The following is an 18,465-nucleotide window of genomic DNA, read 5'->3' as shown; positions in this document are numbered from 1 at the left end:
GACTCAGTACCCGAATTTCTTGACGACCATAGAGCGTTGGAACCACCTGATCCCATCCCGAACTCAGCAGTGAAACGATGCATCGCCGATGGTAGTGTGGGGTTTCCCCATGTGAGAGTAGGTCATCGTCAAGATTAAATTCCGAAACCCCAATTGCGAAAGCAATTGGGGTTTTGTTTTGTCCGCAGGAAAGTTTTTTGCTCGCGTCAGCCACATCAAACCATCGCAACAGCTACCGCTGGGAAAATCGTTCTGAAGTGACCGGGTAGTTTTGGTATGGTGCAGCTCGTTTTTTCACGGACTGATGTCATGCCCACGGATCGGCACTCATTTATGTCAAAGAGTTGCTGTAGAAATGCCTGAGCCAATCCCGATCAAAGATCACGAAAAAGAGACGCGTCTGGTCAACACGCGATTGATCGCCTGCGCCTTGTTCGTCTTCGCTGTCAGCTGTGCCCTCGTCGTTCGCATGTACATTCTGCAAGTTGTGGAATTCGACTATCACTCGACCATCTCTGAAAACAACCGGGTGCACGTCTTGCCAATCCCGCCGACACGCGGGCTGATCTACGACCGCAATGGCGTGCTGCTGGCCGACAATCGTCCCAGTTACAACCTGACCATCACTCGTGAACGCGCGACTGATGTGAATCAGGAGCTGGATGAGGTTATAAATCTTCTGCATCTGCCTGCAGAAGATCGCAACGTGTTCGACAAGGCTATGAAGCAGTCTCGGCATCCATTCACGCCGGTGACGCTGTTTTACGAACTGACCGAAGAGCAGATTGCCGTGTTAGCGGTCAATGAATTCCGTTTGCCTGGCCTTGATGTCGAAGCGCAGTTCGTCCGTGATTACCCTCTTGGTGCGCACTTCGCCCATTCAATAGGCTACGTAGGCCGGATCAACGAGAAAGAATCCAAGACCCTCGACTCGGTTGAATACCGTGGCACCCAGTCCATCGGCAAAACCGGTATCGAACGCTTCTACGAAGCACAACTGCACGGTCACGTCGGTTACGAGGAAGTTGAAACCAACGCCCAAGGCAGAGTACTGCGCGTGCTCAAGCACACCGACCCGGTGCCAGGCAAAAACATCGTCCTGAGTCTCGACGTCAAACTGCAGGAAGCAGCCGAGGCCGCGCTGGGTGATCGTCGTGGTTCAGTTGTGGCGCTTGACCCGTCCACAGGGGAAGTGCTGGCCATGGTCAGCAATCCGAGTTTTGACCCGAACCTGTTCGTCACCGGCATCAGCTCCAAGGAGTATTCGGCGCTGCGTGACTCCATCGACCGACCGCTCTTCAATCGCGTGCTGCGTGGCTTGTACGCGCCGGGTTCGACTATCAAACCGGAAGTGGCGATCGCCGGCCTAGATGCCGGCGTGGTCACGCCGCAGAGCCGCGTGTTCGATCCGGGCTATTACCAACTCCCGGACTTCGATCACAAGTACCGTAACTGGAACCACAGCGGCGACGGCTGGGTAGATATGGACGCCGCGATCATGCGTTCCAACGACACCTACTTCTACGACCTTGCGCACAAACTGGGCATTGATCGCCTGCACGACTACATGGCCATGTTCGGTCTCGGTGAGAAAGTCTCGCTGGATATGTTTGAAGAATCTCCCGGACTGATGCCGTCCCAAGCCTGGAAGCGTGCCACAAGGCGACAGGCTTGGTTCCCCGGCGAAACAGTCATCCTTGGCATCGGTCAGGGTTATATGCAGGTGACGCCGCTGCAACTGGCTCAAGCCACCGCACTGATTGCCAATAAAGGTGTGTGGAACCGTCCGCATCTGGCCAAGACCGTCGATGGCGTAGCACCTGTGGACGAGCACCCGATGCCGAACATCCTGCTCAAGGATCCGCGCGACTGGGAGCAGGTCAACCATGGCATGCAGATGGTGATGCACGATGCGCGCGGCATTGCCCGGGCGGCAGCAGCGGGTGCGCAATACCGTATAGCCGGCAAGAGCGGCACGGCGCAGGTGGTGGCGATAAAGCAAGGCGAGCGCTACAACCGCGAGAAGACGCTGGAGCGCCACCGCGACAACGCCTTGTTCGTCGGTTTCGCTCCAGCTGAGCATCCGAAGATCGCGATTTCGGTGATGATCGAAAACGGTGAGGCGGGTGGTCGTGTCGCAGGTCCCGTGGTGAGGCAGATCATGGACGCCTGGTTACTCGATCAGGATGGCCATCTCAAGCCGCAATACGCGGCGCCGAGCAAGGCGCCGGGTGATCCGCACGTTTAGTCGGGACTCAGACCTTCTCATCGATTCTTTTGGCATCGATTGCGGCATTGCGTGCGGCCACAATGGCTGCATCCGAGGCCGGCGTGCCCAGCTCACCTTTGCGCCATAACTGATGCGAGAAAAGGCCGTCTATGGCTTCAGCGCTGGGCGTCTTGCCCTTGGGCAGAAAAAGGGCTGCCATATCAATGGTGTTGGCGAAGTTTTCTTTGGTCAGGTTGTACTTGCCCAAATGGCTGCCTCCCCACCCGGCATCCGCCGCGACCAACTCGATGGACGTGTCCCGATAACTGAGTGCCGCCGTTTTCAATGCGCCTGAGGAATTGAGCAGTGAGTTGAGTTGATCCATGTCTGAAGCGCTCAACTCGTTGTCGGGGTTCAGCGCTTTGAGGTTGCCATCGGCTTCAACAGTAAAGCCGAATTTCTTGTTGGCGATATCCGGGAAGGTGTAACTCAAGGCCGATTTGAAGTCTTCAAACGCCAGTTTCAGTGATTCGTGGGCGTTTTTGTGCTGTTCGGCAATTTGAGGGAAGTCAGCTGCCTGGGATCGGCCGAGCCAGACATCGATCGCTTCCATGGTCGGGCTGATTGTCTGGGCTTCATCACCGGGATGATAAACGGCTGCCGGATTGAGGTTGACCGCCGCCTTTTTGAGGTCTTCGCTGAGCGACGCTGTTGTCAATGGTTGGGCTGTTTTGCTCAGCTCAAAGGCTGATGGCTGGATAAAAGCAGAGTTTAAAGAGATCGCCATTTCGTCATTCCCTGATCGTTGGTTGTCAGCCCTTTATCGGCGATTAGAGACTTGCCTTTAGTTATAGGGCGACAGTGGGCATTACTGAATGTGTCGGAGACATTCCAAAAATCATGCCCCGGGAACCGGGCAACTCATGTCACCTTCTTCACACTTCAAATACTGCTTCAGCGCCTCGACCCGCACCTTGGTCACAGCCGTCATGCAATTGCTGTAAACCCACGGATAAACACTCCCGCCTGTCACGCCGGACGACGAAAACTTGCACTCGGCATCACGAAACCCGATCCACGCCCGCTGCGCATTCACCAACAGCTTCTTGCCATCCGGGTTGTCCTTCAAACGCCCGGTGATCTGCTGATATACCTTATTCAACTCTTTGTCCGCCGCTTTGAAATCCTGGCCGGCACACTGGTTCATGGTGGCTTGGTCGCTGGCATTGGCGCAGTCGACGGCGGCGTGGGCGAGGGCCGGGAAGAGAAATGACGTCAGGGCCAGGAGCAGGCGTGGGGACATAAGAAATGCTCATTTAAAGTTAAAGAGCAAGCAGTGTAGCCGGACTAAACAGAGTGCCGGGCAGCCGTTTGATACAACTTCAGGTTGGACATGTGGTCATACAAGCCTAGTGTTCAGAACAGGAGGTGACGTGTGAAACCAGTACCTAACAGCTTTGAACGCAAGATAACGCTCAAATCGCCACGATCGCATGTCTGGCGCGCGCTGGTGGATGCCGAGGCGTTCGGCCAGTGGTTTGGCGTGGCGCTGGAGGGCAGACGTTTTATTGCCGGTGAATGGACACAAGGTCAGGTCACATATCCGGGTTATGAACATGTGCTGTGGAATGTGCTGGTCGAGCGGGTCGAGCCGCAGCAGTTGTTTTCATTCCGTTGGCATCCGTATGCAGTCAATCCGAAGATCGACTATTCCCAGGAGCCGACGACGCTGGTCAAGTTCGATCTGCAGGATTACGAGGATGGCACGTTGCTAACGGTGTCCGAATCGGGGTTTGCCCATATTCCCGATATCCGCCAGAAAGAGGCGTATTACAGTGACAGCCGTGGCTGGGAAGAGCAATTGAGCAGGCTCGAGCGCTTTCTCGCCGAAAGCGCCAAGGCCCGCCTGCGCGAAAACAGTAACGCTTCGTCGCTCGATGACTGACACGTCTAAGGGTTTTCGGAAGGGCTGCTATGGCGAATGTCTTACACGCGATGGTAGCTATTGCGACTATTGCCGATTGGATCCAGCGCGTAATCTACACACATCAACTGAAGCACAGGGAGTGCTTCAGGATCAGGGATGATCGACCATCTGCAAGGATCGCTGCCGACAGGGAGTCGATAATGGTCTTGGGAAAAACCCGCTTCGGCGGGTTTTTTTTCGTCTGTAGGAAAGTGCTGCGCTTAAACACAAACACCGCCGGATCGCGGTGTTTGTGCCTCGACAGGTTTACGAAGCGATCAACTGCCGCAACACATAATGCAGAATCCCGCCCGACTTGAAGTACTCCACCTCATTCAAGGTGTCGATCCGGCACAGCACTTCGATTTTCTCCTGGCGCCCGTCTTCACGGGTGATCACCAGGGGCAGGTTCATCCGCGGCGTCAGTTCGACGCCGCTCAGGCCCAGAACTTCAAAGGTCTCCTTGCCGGTCAGGTTCAGGCTCTTGCGGTTCTGATCAAGCTTGAACTGCAATGGCAGCACACCCATGCCCACCAGGTTGGAGCGGTGGATCCGCTCGAAGCTTTCCGCGATCACGGCTTTGACGCCCAGCAGGTTGGTGCCTTTGGCTGCCCAGTCCCGACTTGAGCCCGTGCCATATTCCTGTCCGGCAATCACCACCAATGGCGTTCCCGATGCCTGATAACGCATGGCCGCATCGTAGATCGGCATTTTCTCGCCGGTGGGAATGTAAAGGGTGTTGCCACCTTCTTCGCCGCCGAGCATTTCGTTGCGGATGCGAATATTGGCGAAGGTACCGCGCATCATCACTTCATGGTTGCCGCGACGTGAGCCGTAGGAGTTGAAGTCTCGCGGCTCCACACCTTTTTCGCGCAGATAGCGTCCGGCCGGGCTGTCGGCCTTGATGTTGCCGGCGGGGGAGATGTGGTCAGTGGTCACCGAGTCGCCCAGCAGCGCCAGTACCCGCGCAGCTTTGACATCCTTGATCTCCGGGAGCGGGCCGGAAATATCGTCGAAAAACGGCGGATGCTGGATGTAGGTCGAGTCGTCCTGCCACACATAGGTTGCCGCCTGCGGCACTTCGATGGCTTGCCACTGCTCGTCACCGGCAAACACCTCGGCGTATTCCTTGTGGAACATCGCGGTGTTGACTTGACTGACCGCGTTGGCGATTTCCTTGCTGCTTGGCCAGATATCACGCAAGTACACCGGATTGCCCTGCTGATCGTTACCCAGCGGTTCGCTGCTGATATCGGTACGCACAGTACCGGCCAAGGCATAAGCCACCACCAGCGGCGGTGATGCCAGCCAGTTGGTTTTCACTAGTGGATGCACCCGGCCTTCGAAGTTGCGGTTGCCGGAGAGCACCGAGGCGACGGCGAGATCGGCTTTCTGAATAGCCTTTTCGATCGGCTCGGGCAAAGGCCCGGAGTTACCGATGCAGGTCGTGCAGCCATAGCCGACCAGAGAGAAGCCGAGCTGGTCGAGGTACTGTGTCAGTCCGGCGGCCTTGTAGTAATCGGTGACCACTTTCGAACCGGGTGCCAGCGAGCTTTTGACCCACGGTTTACGGGTCAGGCCCTTTTCCACGGCTTTTTTCGCCAGCAGCCCGGCCGCCATCATCACGCTCGGGTTGGACGTGTTGGTGCAAGAGGTGATCGCAGCGATGACCACGGCACCGTTTTTCAGGCGATAGGTGTGGCCTTCATATTCGTACTCCGTTTCCCCGACCAGATCGGCATTGCCCACGGCCACGCCGCCGCCACCTTCACTTTCAAGGCGTCCTTCTTCTTTGCTGGTCGGCTTGAATTGCAAATCGAGGAAGTCGCTGAAGGCCTGGGCGACATTCGGTAATGAAACGCGATCCTGCGGGCGTTTCGGCCCGGCAAGACTGGCCTCAACGCTGCCCATGTCCAGCGATAGGCTGTCGGTAAATACGGGCTCCTGACCGGGCAGACGCCACAGGCCCTGAGCCTTGGTATAAGCCTCGACCAGTTTCACCACTTCTGGCGGCCGTCCGGACAGGCGCAAGTACTCCAGCGTCACGTCATCGACCGGGAAGAAACCGCACGTCGCACCGTATTCCGGCGCCATATTGGCGACGGTCGCGCGGTCGGCCAGCGGCAGATCGGCGAGGCCATCACCGTAGAACTCGACAAATTTGCCGACCACGCCTTTCTTGCGCAGCATCTGCGTTACCGTCAGCACCAGGTCGGTGGCGGTAATGCCTTCCTTGAGCTTGCCGGTCAGTTTGAAACCGATCACTTCCGGAATCAGCATCGACACCGGTTGCCCGAGCATCGCCGCTTCTGCCTCGATCCCGCCGACGCCCCAGCCAAGTACGCCGAGGCCATTGATCATGGTGGTGTGGGAGTCGGTTCCAACCAGGGTATCGGGGAAGGCATAGGTGCGGCCGTCTTCGTCCTTGGTCCACACGGTGCGGCCGAGGTATTCGAGGTTGACCTGATGGCAGATCCCGGTGCCCGGCGGCACCACGCTGAAGTTGTCGAAAGCGCTCTGGCCCCAACGCAGGAAGGCGTAACGTTCGCCGTTGCGCTGCATCTCGATGTCGACGTTCTGTTCGAAAGCGCTGGCGGTAGCGAATTTGTCGACCATCACTGAGTGGTCGATCACCAGATCCACCGGCGACAACGGATTGATTCGCTGCGGATCACCGCCAGCCTTGGCCATGGCGGCGCGCATCGCAGCGAGGTCGACCACGGCAGGGACACCGGTAAAGTCTTGCATCAGCACGCGGGCGGGACGGTACTGGATTTCCCGGTCGGAGCGACGCTCCTTGAGCCAGGCGGCGATTGCCCTGAGGTCGGCGCCGGTGACGGTTTTTTCATCTTCCCAGCGCAGCAGGTTTTCCAGCAGGACTTTCAACGACATCGGCAGCGTGTCGATATTGCCGAGGCTCTTGGCGGCATCAGGCAGGCTGAAATAGTGGTAGGTCTTGTCGTCGATCTGCAGGGTCTTGAGGGTTTTCAGGCTATCGAGGGACGGCATTACAATCACTCCTTTGAATCCGCACGGCTACGGATTGAGGGGACGGGCAGAGCTAACAACGTAGCCCTGTTTTCAGTAGCTGGCTAATAACTGGACTCTATGGGCAAGTCCAAGGTTCCGACTTCGGCTATCATGCGCCGGTTTTCGTGACAGGCTTTGCTGCAACGCAAGACCTGAGCATCGCGCAGAGGGCGAATAATCGTCCTCTGCCCAGGAGTAAGAATGAACACCCTATTCATGCATTGCCGGCCCGGCTTCGAAGGCGAAGTCTGTTCGGAGATTTCCGACCTCGCGGCGCAGTTGAACGTGGCCGGCTACGCCAAGGCCAAAGCGGCCACCGCGTGCGCCGAGTTTGTCTGCACCGAAGAAGACGGCGCCGAGCGCCTGATGCGCGGTCAGCGTTTCGCCGAGTTGATCTTCCCGCGCCAATGGGCGCGTGGCGTCTTCATCGATCTGCCGGAAACCGACCGCATCAGCGTAATCCTCGCGAACATGGCCGAATTCCCGGTGTGCGGCAGCCTCTGGCTGGAAGTCGTCGACACCAACGACGGCAAGGAACTGTCGAACTTCTGCAAGAAATTCGAAGGCCCGCTGCGCAAGGCCCTGACCGGCGCCGGCAAACTGGTGGATGACGCCAGCAAGCCGCGTCTGTTGCTGACGTTCAAAAGCGGTCGCGAAGTGTTTCTCGGCATGGCCGACGCCGGTAACTCGGCGATGTGGCCGATGGGCATTCCACGTTTGAAGTTCCCGCGTGAGGCGCCGAGCCGTTCGACGCTGAAACTGGAAGAGGCCTGGCACCACTTTATCCCGCGTGATCAGTGGGAAGATCGTTTGCACAGCGACATGACCGGCGTTGACCTCGGCGCAGCGCCGGGCGGTTGGACCTGGCAACTGGTCAATCGCGGCATGCTGGTGACTGCCATCGACAACGGCCCGATGGCCGAAAGCCTGATGGACACGGGGTTGGTGCAGCACTTGATGGCCGACGGCTTCACCTTCAAGCCCAAGCAACCGGTGGACTGGATGGTTTGCGACATCGTCGAGAAACCGGCGCGTAACGCGGCGATGCTCGAAGAGTGGATTGGCGAGGGCCATTGCCGCGAGGCCGTGGTTAACCTGAAATTGCCAATGAAGCAGCGTTACGCCGAGGTGAAGCGCCTACTTGAGCGCATCGCCGATGGTTTCAAGGCGCGCGGGATCAAGGTCGATATCGGCTGCAAACAGCTGTATCACGACCGTGAGGAAGTGACCTGCCACCTGCGCCGGCACGATGTGAAAAAGACCAAAAGATGACCGAGCACCCGGCAATGCGCGACAATGCCGGCCAGTTTCAGGAGTGAATCATGAGTGAAATGATCGACACGCCGGTCGACGGCACCCTCGACGCCACCGGCCTCAATTGCCCGGAGCCGGTGATGATGCTGCACCAGCACATCCGTGATCTGGTGCCTGGCGGACTGCTCAAGGTGATCGCCACTGATCCCTCTACTCGCCGCGACATTCCCAAGTTCTGTGTGTTTCTCGACCACGAACTGGTGGGGCAGCACGAAGAGGCCGGTACTTACCTGTACTGGATTCGCAAGAAGTCCGGCTGACAGACAAAAAAAGACCTGCAAATGCAGGTCTTTTTTTATGGCTGATCAGCCCAACGAACGACTGATACGAATGCGCTTGCGTGCGCTGCGTGTCAGCCTGATCGACAGCATCAGCGCCGCGCAGCTCAGACCCACGATCAAACCCTGCCACAAGCCGCTCGGACCACGCGGTTCGCCGAGCCAGTCGGTCAGGCCGAGGGCGTAACCCACCGGCAGGCCGATGCCCCAATAGGCGAACAGAGTCAGGATCATCGTCACCCGAGTGTCCTGGTAACCCCGCAGGGCACCGGCGGCGGTCACTTGGATCGCATCGGAAAACTGGAACAACGCCGAGTACACAATCAACATCGCCGCGATGTGAATCACCGTCGGATCAGCCGTGTAGATCGCCGCAATCGGTTCACGCAGCAGCAACATCATGCTCGCCGACAGACAGGCATAAGCCAGCGCGGTGCCCATGCCGACGCCTGCGGCGAAACGCGCCTCGCGTGGTTCTTCGCGACCGAGAGCCTGACCGACGCGCACGGTCACGGCCATGCCCAGCGAGTAGGGAATCATGAACACCAGTGAGCTGACGTTCAGCGCAATCTGGTGCCCGGCCACCACGGTAGCGCCAAGGCTGCCGATCAGCAGCGCGATCACCGCGAAGATGCTCGACTCGGCAAACACCGCGATGCCGATCGGCAGACCGATCGCCAGCAGACGCTTGATGACTGCCCATTGCGGCCAGTCGAAGCGGCTGAACAGTTCGCTCGAACGATAAGCCGGTGCCCAGCGCTCGTAACCGGCCAGGCCCAGCGCCATCACCCACATCACAATTGCCGTGGCCCAGCCGCAGCCAACGCCACCCATGGCTGGCACGCCGAAGTGACCATAAATGAACACGTAGTTCAGCGGGATATTCAGCGCCAGCCCGCACAGGCCCAGCACCATCGCCGGGCGGGTACGACCGAGGCCGTCACTGAAGCAGCGCAGCACATGGTAGAACGCCACCGCCGGCAGACCACTGGCGATACCGTGCAAATACTGCATGCACGGGCCGATCAGCTCTGGATCGACTTTCATCAGGTGCAGCACCGGTTCGGCGGCAACCAGCATGGTGGTCGCGATCAGTCCGACCACCAGCGCCAGCCACAACGCCTGACGCACGATCGGGCCGATCTCGCTATGGGTGCCGGCGCCGTAACGCTGGGCGACTTTTGGCGTGGTGGCCAGCAGGGTGCCGGTCATCAGCAGGAACACCGGCACCCAGATCGAGTTACCCAGTGCCACGGCCGCCAGATCCTTCGGTCCGACGCGACCGGCCATCACTGCATCGACGAAGCCCATGGCCGTGGTTGCCAGTTGCGCGATGATGATCGGCAACGCCAGGGCGAGCAGGTTCTTGAACTCCAGGCGAATCCGCGCGGGGCGGGTCAGGGAGACGGCGACAGGTTGGTCAGTTACAGAATTCACAGGCAAAGCGTCCACGGAGATTGATGCGCAGGGCGCCGCATTCTACGCCGCTGACGCTTTGGTCAGGAAAAATCCTCTGTTGCGGATTTGTAATCACAAAGCCTGCTGGCCCAACCGTGCATCTGCACCTAAACTGCCGATCCGCCCAAGGAGCCCGCCATGCTGATTGTTGCCGACGAAAATATTCCGCTGCTCGATGCCTTTTTTGAAGGTTTCGGCGAGATCCGCCGGGTACCGGGCCGCTCCATCGACCGTGCGACTGTCGAACAGGCTGACGTGTTGCTGGTGCGTTCCGTGACCAATGTCAGCCGGGCGTTGCTAGAGGGCAGCAAGGTGCGCTTTGTCGGCACTTGCACCATCGGCACCGATCATCTGGATCTGGAGTATTTCGCTGAGGCCGGCATTGCCTGGTCGAGCGCGCCCGGCTGCAACGCCCGGGGCGTGGTCGATTACGTGCTCGGCAGTCTGCTGACCCTCGCCGAAATCGAAGGTGTTTATCTGACTCAACGCACTTTCGGTGTGGTGGGCGCAGGTGAAGTGGGCGGTCGTCTGATCAACGTCCTGAAGGGCCTGGGCTGGAACGTGAAAGTCTGCGATCCGCCGCGTCAGGCTGCCGAAGGTGGCGATTACGTCAGCCTGGAGCAAATCATCGAGCAGTGCGATGTGATCAGCCTGCACACGCCACTGACCCGCAGCGGTGACGGCGCGACGTGGCATCTGTTCGATCAGCAACGTTTGCAGCAACTCAAACCCGGCGCGTGGCTGATCAATGCCGCACGCGGTCCAGTGGTGGATAACGCTGCACTGCGCAAAGTGCTGCTGGAGCGCGAAGACCTGCAAGCTGTTCTGGATGTCTGGGAAGCCGAGCCCGAGGTCGACGTGTCACTGGCTGATCTCTGCGTCCTGGCCACGCCGCACATTGCCGGTTACAGCCTCGACGGCAAACAGCGCGGTACAGCGCAGATCTATCAGGCTTACTGCGACTTTATCGGTGTGCCTGCAAGCATCCAGCTCACTGACTTACTGCCAGCACCCTGGTTGTCGGAAGTGACCTTGCATGCTGACAGCGATCCGGCTTGGGCGTTGGCGATGTTGTGCCGTGGCGTGTACGACCCGCGCCGGGATGACGCAGATTTTCGTCGCAGCCTTGTAGGCAATGTCAGCGAGCAGCGGGCGGCGTTTGATGTGTTGCGCAAGCAATATCCGGTTCGGCGCGAGATTGAAGGGCTGAAAGTGCGGATCGCCGGGGATTCGCCGGTGTTGCAGCAGATTGTGGCGGCGCTGGGCGCGGTGGCAATCTAAGCCACCGCACTGGCAGACAGAAAAAACCCGGCCAAAGGGGCCGGGTCAGGAAGACGGTGGCTACATCACTTTTGTTCGGCAGGCTTGACCAATCGCTTATCCAGTTCGCGGCAGGCGTCCTGGATCATGTCTTCAGTGATCGGTACTTCGCGCCCCTGTTCATCGATAATCGAGCAACCCAGAGTCTGGCCGGGCTTGGTGCGGATCACTTCAATCTTGTCTTCGCTGCTTTGTTGCAAGGACATGGCCTGTCTCCTCATCAGGTTGTGCGCCTAGGTTAAAACCCCCACGTGACCGGGCTGTGACAACTCCCTGCGGTCTGTCGGCGGCATCTCCACTCAAACAGAAATGACCGCTCGTCTCAACCGGGACTTTAGACCAATAGCAACTATGGCCTAGTCTTTGGGGGCATATTTAACCTGACTCATTGTGATTTACAGAGTTCCACCCCATTGAGCTTGTAGGTTGGCCCTATTCATCCGTACAGATGTGAACCCGAATGATCTCGATGCTTTCCTCAAGGCACCGGCGCGCCCTGCGCCTGACCAGCCATTTTCTTGCGCCGTATCGTTGGCAGGCCTTCGGCGCGCTGCTCGCGTTGATCCTCACCGCTGGTATCACTCTGTCGATGGGGCAGGGCATCAAACTGCTGGTCGATCAGGGATTCATGACCCAGTCGCCGCACCTGCTCAATCAATCCATTGGCCTGTTCATGCTGCTGGTGCTTGGTCTGGCGGTGGGTACATTTGCCCGGTTCTACTTGGTGTCGTGGATCGGCGAGCGTTGTGTGGCGGACATTCGTCGACAGGTGTTCAACCATCTGGTGTACCTGCATCCGGGGTTCTACGAGGACAACCGCAGCTCGGAAATCCAGTCACGCCTGACCGCTGATACGACATTGCTGCAATCGGTGATCGGCTCGTCGCTTTCGCTGTTTCTGCGCAATCTGCTGATGGTCATCGGCGGCGTGGTGTTGCTGTTTATCACCAATCCAAAACTTACCAGCATCGTCGTTATCGCCCTTCCATTGGTGATCGCGCCGATCCTGATCTTCGGCCGCCGCGTGCGTAACCTGTCGCGGCTGAGCCAGGACCGGATTGCCGACATTGGCAGCTACGTTTCCGAAACCCTCGGCCAGATCAAAACCGTGCAAGCCTACAACCATCAGGTGCAGGACGAGCAGCGCTTCGCCACCACTGTCGAACAGGCTTTCGAAACGGCGCGCAAACGAATCTTCCAGCGGGCATGGCTGATCACATTGGTCATCGTGCTGGTGTTGGGTGCCGTGGCGGTCATGCTGTGGGTTGGCGGGATGGACGTGATTGCCGGGCGAATTTCTGCCGGTGAACTGGCCGCGTTCGTCTTCTACAGCCTGATTGTCGGCAGCGCTTTCGGCACACTGAGTGAAGTGATTGGCGAGCTGCAACGCGCGGCCGGCGCCGCCGAGCGGATTGCCGAATTACTGCGCTCGGAAAATATTATCCAGCCGCCAACCTCCGGATTGGTAACGTTGCCTGCGCGGGTGAGGGGCGAGTTGGAGCTGCAGGATGTAAGGTTTTCCTACCCTTCAAGGCCAGAAAGCTACGCCGTCGACGGTTTGAATCTTACGGTCAGGGCAGGCGAAACCCTGGCATTGGTGGGGCCGTCCGGTGCCGGTAAATCCACGGTGTATGACTTGCTGTTGCGCTTCTACGATCCCGGCCAAGGCCGGATTCTGCTCGATGGCGTGCCATTGACGAGTCTGGATCCGCTGGATCTGCGTCGCTGTTTCGCCCTGGTTTCACAAACGCCGGCACTGTTTTTTGGCAGCGTGGAAGAGAACATCCGTTATGGCTGTCCGACGGCGACGCTGGAGCAAGTCAAGGAGGCGGCGCGGATTGCTCATGCTCACGACTTTATTGAGCAGATGCCCGACGGATACCAGACCCATTTGGGCGATGGCGGTCTCGGACTCTCCGGCGGCCAGCGTCAGCGGTTGGCTATCGCCCGGGCGTTGTTGGTTGACGCGCCGATCTTGCTACTCGACGAAGCTACCAGCGCCCTTGATGCGCAAAGTGAACACCTGATTCAGCAAGCCTTGCCGAGCCTGATGCACAACCGCACCACACTGGTCATTGCCCATCGTTTGGCCACGGTGAAGAATGCCGACCGGATTGCGGTGATGGATCAGGGCAAGCTCGTGGCAATCGGTACGCATCAGGAATTGATTGTGAGCAACCCGTTGTATGCACGGCTGGCGTCATTGCAGTTCAGTGATGGCCAGCACGCGACAACCAACTAGTTGGCGCCCCATAAAAAATGCCCGCATTTCTCAATGCGGGCATTTTCGTTTAATCGAACCGTAGTCGATCACTGATCATCAAAATAGCGTTCATGCCAATCCACCAGCGGTTGCGGCGAATTGAGCTTCTGGCCGTAGATCACCGAATAAGACAGCACGTTTTGCACGTACTGGCGGGTTTCGTCAAAGGGGATGCTTTCCACCCACACGTCGAAACTCAGGTGATCAGCGCCGCGCAGCCACTGACGTACGCGGCCTGGGCCGGCGTTATAGGCGGCGGAAGCGAGTACGCGGTTGCCGTTGAACTGGCTGTGCACCTGGCTCAGATAAGCAGCGCCGAGCTGGATATTCTTGTCCGGATCGAGCACTTGCTGCGGCGAGGCCAGCGGAATGCTGAACTTGCGCGCGGTTTCCTTGGCGGTGCCGGGCATCAATTGCATCAGGCCGCTGGCGCCGACGCCGGAGCGGGCGTCATCCATGAAGGCACTTTCCTGACGGGTGATGGCGAACACCCAGCTCGAATGCAGGCCGCGAACCTTGGCTTCCCGAACGAGGGTTTCTCGGTGGGCCATCGGGAAGCGAATATCCAGATCGTCCCAGTACTGAGCCTGACTGATTGTGCGGATCGCCGGGAAATACCACTTCAGGTCATAGGCAAGTTTGGCCTGGGCGACCATTTCGTCACGGTTGAAGTGGCGGCTGACGTGATACCACTCGCGGCGACCGTCGACGATCTGCCCGCGGGCATGGAATTCCAGCGCGCGGCGCACGCCCGGCGTATTGCGTACCTTGTTGATCAGCGCCTGACTGAGCACCAACGGCTTATTGTTCAACGAGTACGGGGATTGGGAGCGATCGGCGGCGAGGAAGCCGTAGAAATCACGTTCTCGGGCGAGCCCTTTGTACAGCGTCTGTGCTTCCGGGTTTTGCGGTTGCGCCAGTTCCAGGCTGCGTGCCTGCCAGTAACGCCAGCGATTGGTGGTCGCCAGATCCTGCGGCAGACGGCGGGTCAGTTGATAAGCGTCGTCCCAACGGGCCAGGCGCAGCAACAGGCGCAGGCGCCATTCCGATACCGTGTTGTCACGCAACTCCGGATCGTATTTGGTCATTACGTCCAGCGCGCGGCTGTCGAAACGCCGTGCCAGGGTCAGGCCGATTTCCCGGGCGATCGCGACTTTCTCATCGCGGGAGAAATGCATGCTGCTGGCGTAACCGTCGAGCAACGCCATGGCCTTTTCCGGATCCTGACGGGCCAGGCGGCGCAGGCCAAGGCTGACCACGTCGGACATCGGCTCATCGGCCGGGGTGAAACGCGACTGTTGATTCAACAGCTCGGGTTTCTGCGCCACATCGACCAGCAAACGACCGCGTGGGGCGAGGGTGGTCAGGCCGTTGACCAGGCTGTTGGCCAGCGGATAGTTGCGCGCCTGAGCCGCAAGTTTGGTGCGCTCCCAGCGTTTCTGTTCGGTCAACTGGCCGTCGGCGGCCCAGATGCCGAACAGCGCATCACACGCGGCGGGTTGCGATTTGCCAGTCAGCCAGAGCTTGTCGGCATTGGCGTAGCCCTCGGCTTTTTTACCGTGGGTAATCTGGTACTGCGCATTGAGGCAGTCCAGTTCAGTGAAGTTGAGTTTCGGGTCGTAATACTTGACGAAGGTCGCCCAGTCCCCACGGTCGGCGAGCCAGCGCAACCAGCGCAGCTTCATCCAGTTGGCCTGGGGCAGGTCGCCGTGTTCGGCGAGGAATTTCTCGATTTCCGCGTTGCTCGCGGTTTTCAGGCGCGCGGTCAGTTCGTCGTAGGCCAGATACGGTTCCAGCGGATAATCGGCCAGAGCCTGGCTGTATCGGAAATACGGGCCGGTATCGCCCTTGGCCAGCGCGCGCTTGGCTTCATCGTAATACTGGCGCTGGGTGGACAGGTCCACCGCCTGGGCGGATTGAACGGCAGTGGCGGTAAGTAGCAAACAGGACAAAACACTGAGAAGGCGACTGCGCATGAGACATCCGGGCAGAGAAATCATGACAAGTGCCGACAAGGATCAGCACTGAATTGTCTGTAGCTTAGCCTTTTGCCAGCAAGCGGCGAAAGCTTTGCCGGCCTCGCAGCACAAGTTCGCAACAAATGTTGTGCAGAGTGCTTCAACAGACAAATTGCCGGCCTGTTGAAGCCCTATCTCAGGTAGAATGCGCGCCCGGTTTTTGGAGAAGCTCATGACCCTGCTCAAATTCAGCGATGTGTCCCTTGCATTCGGCGCGATGCCGTTGTTGGACAAGGTGTCCTGGCAGATCGCCCGTGGTGAGCGGGTGTGCATCATCGGCCGCAACGGCACTGGCAAGTCCAGCATGATGAAACTGGTCAAGGGCGACCAGAAGCCCGATGACGGCTCGGTGTGGCGTGCCCCCGGTCTGAAAATCGGCGAATTGCCGCAAGAATTGCCGGTGGCCGACGAGCGGACGGTGTTCGACGTTGTGGCTGAAGGCCTCGACGGCGTTGGCGCATTGCTCGCCGAGTACCATCACCTGAGCCAGAACATCGTCACCGACGCTGATCTGGACAAGCTGATGCACGTCCAGCACGACCTCGAAGCCCGTGACGGCTGGCGCTTGCAGACTCTGGTCGACAGCACCCTGAGCCGCCTGCAACTGCCGGCCGACAAGACCCTCGCCGAACTGTCCGGCGGCTGGCGTCGTCGCGTACTGCTTGCGCAGGCGCTGGTGTCCGAGCCGGATCTGCTGCTGCTCGACGAGCCAACCAACCACCTGGACATCGGTGCGATTGCCTGGCTTGAAGAAGCATTGAAGGATTTCCAGGGCGCCGTGTTGTTCATCACGCACGACCGTTCCTTCTTGCAAAACCTCGCCACGCGCATCCTGGAACTGGATCGCGGCGGCCTGATCGACTGGAACGGCGACTACGCCAGCTTCCTCGTGCACAAAGAAGCCGAGCTCGCTGCCGAAGCCACTGCCAACGCGCTGTTCGACAAGCGTCTGGCCCAGGAAGAAGTGTGGATCCGTCAGGGCATCAAAGCCCGTCGTACCCGTAACGAAGGCCGCGTGCGCGCCCTGAAAGCCCTGCGCGTCGAGCGCAGCGAGCGTCGTGAGCGTACCGGCAAGGCCAACATTCAGCTGGATACCGCCGACAAATCCGGCAAGCAGGTGATGGTGCTCGAGAACGTGAGCTTTGCTCATCCGGGCGGCCCGTTCCTGATCAAGGATTTCTCGATGGTTCTGCAGCGCGGCGACCGTATCGGTCTGCTTGGCGCCAACGGTACCGGCAAGACCACCCTGTTGAAACTGATGCTCAACGGTCTGCAACCGACCAGCGGTAAAGTGGAAGAGGGCACGCGCATCGACGTGGCTTACTTCGACCAGTTGCGTCATCAGCTGGATCTGGAAAAAACCGTTATCGACAACGTCGCTGAAGGTCGCGACTTCATCGATATCGACGGTCAGAGCCGCCACGTACTGAGCTACCTCGGCGACTTCCTGTTCAGCCCGCAGCGTGCCCGCACGCCGGTCAAGGCGCTGTCGGGTGGTGAGCGTGCGCGCTTGCTGCTGGCCAAACTGTTCAGCAAACCGGCGAACCTGCTGGTTCTCGACGAACCGACCAACGACCTCGACGTGGAAACCCTCGAGCTGCTCGAAGAAGTGCTGCTGACCTTCAACGGTACTGTGCTGATGGTCAGCCACGACCGGGCATTCCTCGACAACGTGGTCACCAGCACACTGGTCTTCGAAGGTGAAGGCAAGGTGCGTGAATACGTCGGTGGTTATCAGGACTGGATCCGTCAGGGCGGTTCGCCGCGTCTGTTGGGCGTGACCGAAAGCAAGTCGGGTAAGGCGGATCTGAATTCGGCGGTGGTAACTGCCGAGCCCGCGCCGGCAGCCGCTGCTCCGGCAGCCAAGAAGAAGCTCAGCTATAAGTTGCAGCGCGAGCTGGAAGCCTTGCCAGGCGACATCGACGCCAAGGAACAGCAAATCGCAGCGGTTGAAGCTGAAATGGCCGAAGGTGGTTTCTATCAGCGCCCTGCGGCCGAAACCGTCAAGGTGATTGCATCGCTTGAGCAGTTGCAGGCCGAACTGGATGCTCTGGTGGAGCGCTGGGCCGAGCTGGATGCCTGATTGATCCGGCAATAAAAAAGCCCGGCCTCATTCGCGTGAGGCCGGGCTTTTTGCAGGAACTGCCGAAGGGTTTAGCGTTTGACCAGATGCACCGCCAGCACATCACAAGGCGCGCCGTGCAGTACATCGTTGGCGGTCGAGCCGAGCAGCAGCGCCAGACCATGCCGGCCGTGACTGCCGACCACGATCAAGTCGCAGGTCTTTTCCTTGGCGAAATGGTGGATTTCCTGGCGCGGCTGGCCGTAGGCCAAGTGGCAGTTGGCACCTTCGAGTTCGGAGTACTTGAGCTTCAGGCGCTCAAGGCGTTCCTTGGCTTGATCGAATTGCTGCTGTTGCAGTTGTGACAGGTCCATCGGCACGTCGCCGCCGAATGCCATGGCCATCGGTTCGACAATATGTACCAGCGACAGCTTGGCGTCGTTGCTCACCGACAGCTCTCGGGCGCGGTGGATAACAGGGTCGCACTCTTCGGTCAGATCTACGGCGACCAGGATGTGGTGGTAGGGCATGAGGTGCTCCTCCTGAG

The 18,465-nt window shown here is 59.0% G+C and carries 14 protein-coding genes and 1 rRNA gene; 8 read left to right on the top strand and 7 right to left on the bottom strand.

Features of this window, described 5'->3' with window-relative positions:
- Positions 1–18 precede the first annotated feature (18 nt).
- Both rrf and mrdA read left to right on the top strand, forming a co-directional pair.
- A 5S ribosomal RNA gene (gene rrf, locus ACA074_RS18600) occupies positions 19–134 on the top strand.
- A gap of 221 nt (positions 135–355) precedes the next feature.
- Positions 356–2,248 carry a penicillin-binding protein 2 gene (gene mrdA / locus ACA074_RS18595; RefSeq protein ID WP_497615002.1) on the top strand — a complete coding sequence of 631 codons (1,893 nt, stop codon included), beginning with the start codon at positions 356–358 and terminating at the stop codon, positions 2,246–2,248.
- Positions 2,249–2,255: 7 nt separating this feature from the next.
- Here mrdA and ACA074_RS18590 read toward each other — a convergent pair whose 3' ends face one another.
- Both ACA074_RS18590 and ACA074_RS18585 read right to left on the bottom strand, forming a co-directional pair.
- The gene (locus ACA074_RS18590) at positions 2,256–2,996 is read right to left on the bottom strand and encodes a hypothetical protein (RefSeq protein WP_497677558.1); all 741 of its coding nucleotides are present in this window, start codon (positions 2,994–2,996) and stop codon (positions 2,256–2,258) included.
- 111 nt (positions 2,997–3,107) lie between these two features.
- Positions 3,108–3,512, bottom strand: a complete 405-nt coding sequence (locus ACA074_RS18585; RefSeq protein ID WP_497614998.1) for a lysozyme inhibitor LprI family protein — start codon at positions 3,510–3,512, stop codon at positions 3,108–3,110.
- Positions 3,513–3,644: 132 nt separating this feature from the next.
- On the opposite strand from ACA074_RS18585, the gene ACA074_RS18580 reads away from it, so the two are divergent.
- On the top strand, positions 3,645–4,154 hold the full coding sequence (locus ACA074_RS18580) for an SRPBCC family protein (protein WP_497677557.1): 510 nt from the start codon (positions 3,645–3,647) through the stop codon (positions 4,152–4,154).
- A 288-nt stretch (positions 4,155–4,442) separates the two neighbouring features.
- Here ACA074_RS18580 and acnA read toward each other — a convergent pair whose 3' ends face one another.
- Entirely contained in the window at positions 4,443–7,184 is a 2,742-nt protein-coding gene (gene acnA / locus ACA074_RS18575; RefSeq protein ID WP_497677556.1) for an aconitate hydratase AcnA, read from the bottom strand.
- Positions 7,185–7,406: 222 nt separating this feature from the next.
- Here acnA and rlmM point away from each other — a divergent pair, with 222 nt between their 5' ends.
- Complete coding sequence (rlmM, locus tag ACA074_RS18570; protein WP_187677510.1) at positions 7,407–8,477, top strand: 23S rRNA (cytidine(2498)-2'-O)-methyltransferase RlmM; 1,071 nt, start codon at positions 7,407–7,409, stop codon at positions 8,475–8,477.
- A gap of 50 nt (positions 8,478–8,527) precedes the next feature.
- Entirely contained in the window at positions 8,528–8,779 is a 252-nt protein-coding gene (tusA, locus tag ACA074_RS18565; RefSeq protein WP_007953079.1) for a sulfurtransferase TusA, read from the top strand.
- 45 nt (positions 8,780–8,824) lie between these two features.
- On the opposite strand, the gene ACA074_RS18560 is transcribed toward tusA, so the two are convergent.
- A complete protein-coding gene (locus ACA074_RS18560) occupies positions 8,825–10,234 on the bottom strand; it encodes an MATE family efflux transporter (protein WP_489880928.1) in 1,410 nt (469 codons plus the stop codon).
- 159 nt (positions 10,235–10,393) lie between these two features.
- Between ACA074_RS18560 and pdxB the strand changes: the two genes are divergently transcribed.
- Positions 10,394–11,536: a 4-phosphoerythronate dehydrogenase PdxB gene (gene pdxB / locus ACA074_RS18555; protein ID WP_497677555.1), complete on the top strand. Its 1,143-nt coding sequence runs from the start codon at positions 10,394–10,396 to the stop codon at positions 11,534–11,536.
- 65 nt (positions 11,537–11,601) lie between these two features.
- Here the strand turns inward: pdxB and ACA074_RS18550 are convergent, their stop codons facing one another.
- Complete coding sequence (locus ACA074_RS18550) at positions 11,602–11,781, bottom strand: PA1571 family protein (RefSeq protein ID WP_401271930.1); 180 nt, start codon at positions 11,779–11,781, stop codon at positions 11,602–11,604.
- 254 nt (positions 11,782–12,035) lie between these two features.
- On the opposite strand from ACA074_RS18550, the gene ACA074_RS18545 reads away from it, so the two are divergent.
- Positions 12,036–13,817, top strand: a complete 1,782-nt coding sequence (locus ACA074_RS18545) for an ABC transporter transmembrane domain-containing protein (RefSeq protein ID WP_497614992.1) — start codon at positions 12,036–12,038, stop codon at positions 13,815–13,817.
- 68 nt (positions 13,818–13,885) lie between these two features.
- Here the strand turns inward: ACA074_RS18545 and ACA074_RS18540 are convergent, their stop codons facing one another.
- Complete coding sequence (locus ACA074_RS18540; protein ID WP_401271928.1) at positions 13,886–15,814, bottom strand: transglycosylase SLT domain-containing protein; 1,929 nt, start codon at positions 15,812–15,814, stop codon at positions 13,886–13,888.
- A gap of 214 nt (positions 15,815–16,028) precedes the next feature.
- Here ACA074_RS18540 and ACA074_RS18535 point away from each other — a divergent pair, with 214 nt between their 5' ends.
- The gene (locus ACA074_RS18535; protein ID WP_497677554.1) at positions 16,029–17,939 is read left to right on the top strand and encodes an ATP-binding cassette domain-containing protein; all 1,911 of its coding nucleotides are present in this window, start codon (positions 16,029–16,031) and stop codon (positions 17,937–17,939) included.
- Between the two features lie 71 nt (positions 17,940–18,010).
- On the opposite strand, the gene ACA074_RS18530 is transcribed toward ACA074_RS18535, so the two are convergent.
- Positions 18,011–18,448 carry a universal stress protein gene (locus tag ACA074_RS18530; RefSeq protein WP_497677553.1) on the bottom strand — a complete coding sequence of 146 codons (438 nt, stop codon included), beginning with the start codon at positions 18,446–18,448 and terminating at the stop codon, positions 18,011–18,013.
- Positions 18,449–18,465 lie beyond the last annotated feature (17 nt).

The sequence above is a fragment of the Pseudomonas sp. LBUM1655 genome (assembly GCF_059716085.1).
The sequence above is the reverse complement of the archived record's forward strand: the minus strand, read 5'-3'. Positions and strand labels throughout refer to the sequence as shown.

Bases quoted from the DNA above. Each gene is read 5' to 3' on its own strand.
- ACA074_RS18590 (WP_497677558.1), bottom strand. From the start codon at position 2,996: ATGGCGATCTCTTTAAACTCTGCTTTTATCCAGCCATCAGCCTTTGAG.
- mrdA (WP_497615002.1), top strand. From the start codon at position 356: ATGCCTGAGCCAATCCCGATCAAAGATCACGAAAAAGAGACGCGTCTG.
- ACA074_RS18585 (WP_497614998.1), bottom strand. From the start codon at position 3,512: ATGTCCCCACGCCTGCTCCTGGCCCTGACGTCATTTCTCTTCCCGGCC.
- tusA (WP_007953079.1), top strand. From the start codon at position 8,528: ATGAGTGAAATGATCGACACGCCGGTCGACGGCACCCTCGACGCCACC.
- ACA074_RS18540 (WP_401271928.1), bottom strand. From the start codon at position 15,814: ATGCGCAGTCGCCTTCTCAGTGTTTTGTCCTGTTTGCTACTTACCGCC.
- rlmM (WP_187677510.1), top strand. From the start codon at position 7,407: ATGAACACCCTATTCATGCATTGCCGGCCCGGCTTCGAAGGCGAAGTC.
- ACA074_RS18550 (WP_401271930.1), bottom strand. From the start codon at position 11,781: ATGTCCTTGCAACAAAGCAGCGAAGACAAGATTGAAGTGATCCGCACC.
- ACA074_RS18535 (WP_497677554.1), top strand. From the start codon at position 16,029: ATGACCCTGCTCAAATTCAGCGATGTGTCCCTTGCATTCGGCGCGATG.
- acnA (WP_497677556.1), bottom strand. From the start codon at position 7,184: ATGCCGTCCCTCGATAGCCTGAAAACCCTCAAGACCCTGCAGATCGAC.
- ACA074_RS18545 (WP_497614992.1), top strand. From the start codon at position 12,036: ATGATCTCGATGCTTTCCTCAAGGCACCGGCGCGCCCTGCGCCTGACC.
- ACA074_RS18530 (WP_497677553.1), bottom strand. From the start codon at position 18,448: ATGCCCTACCACCACATCCTGGTCGCCGTAGATCTGACCGAAGAGTGC.
- pdxB (WP_497677555.1), top strand. From the start codon at position 10,394: ATGCTGATTGTTGCCGACGAAAATATTCCGCTGCTCGATGCCTTTTTT.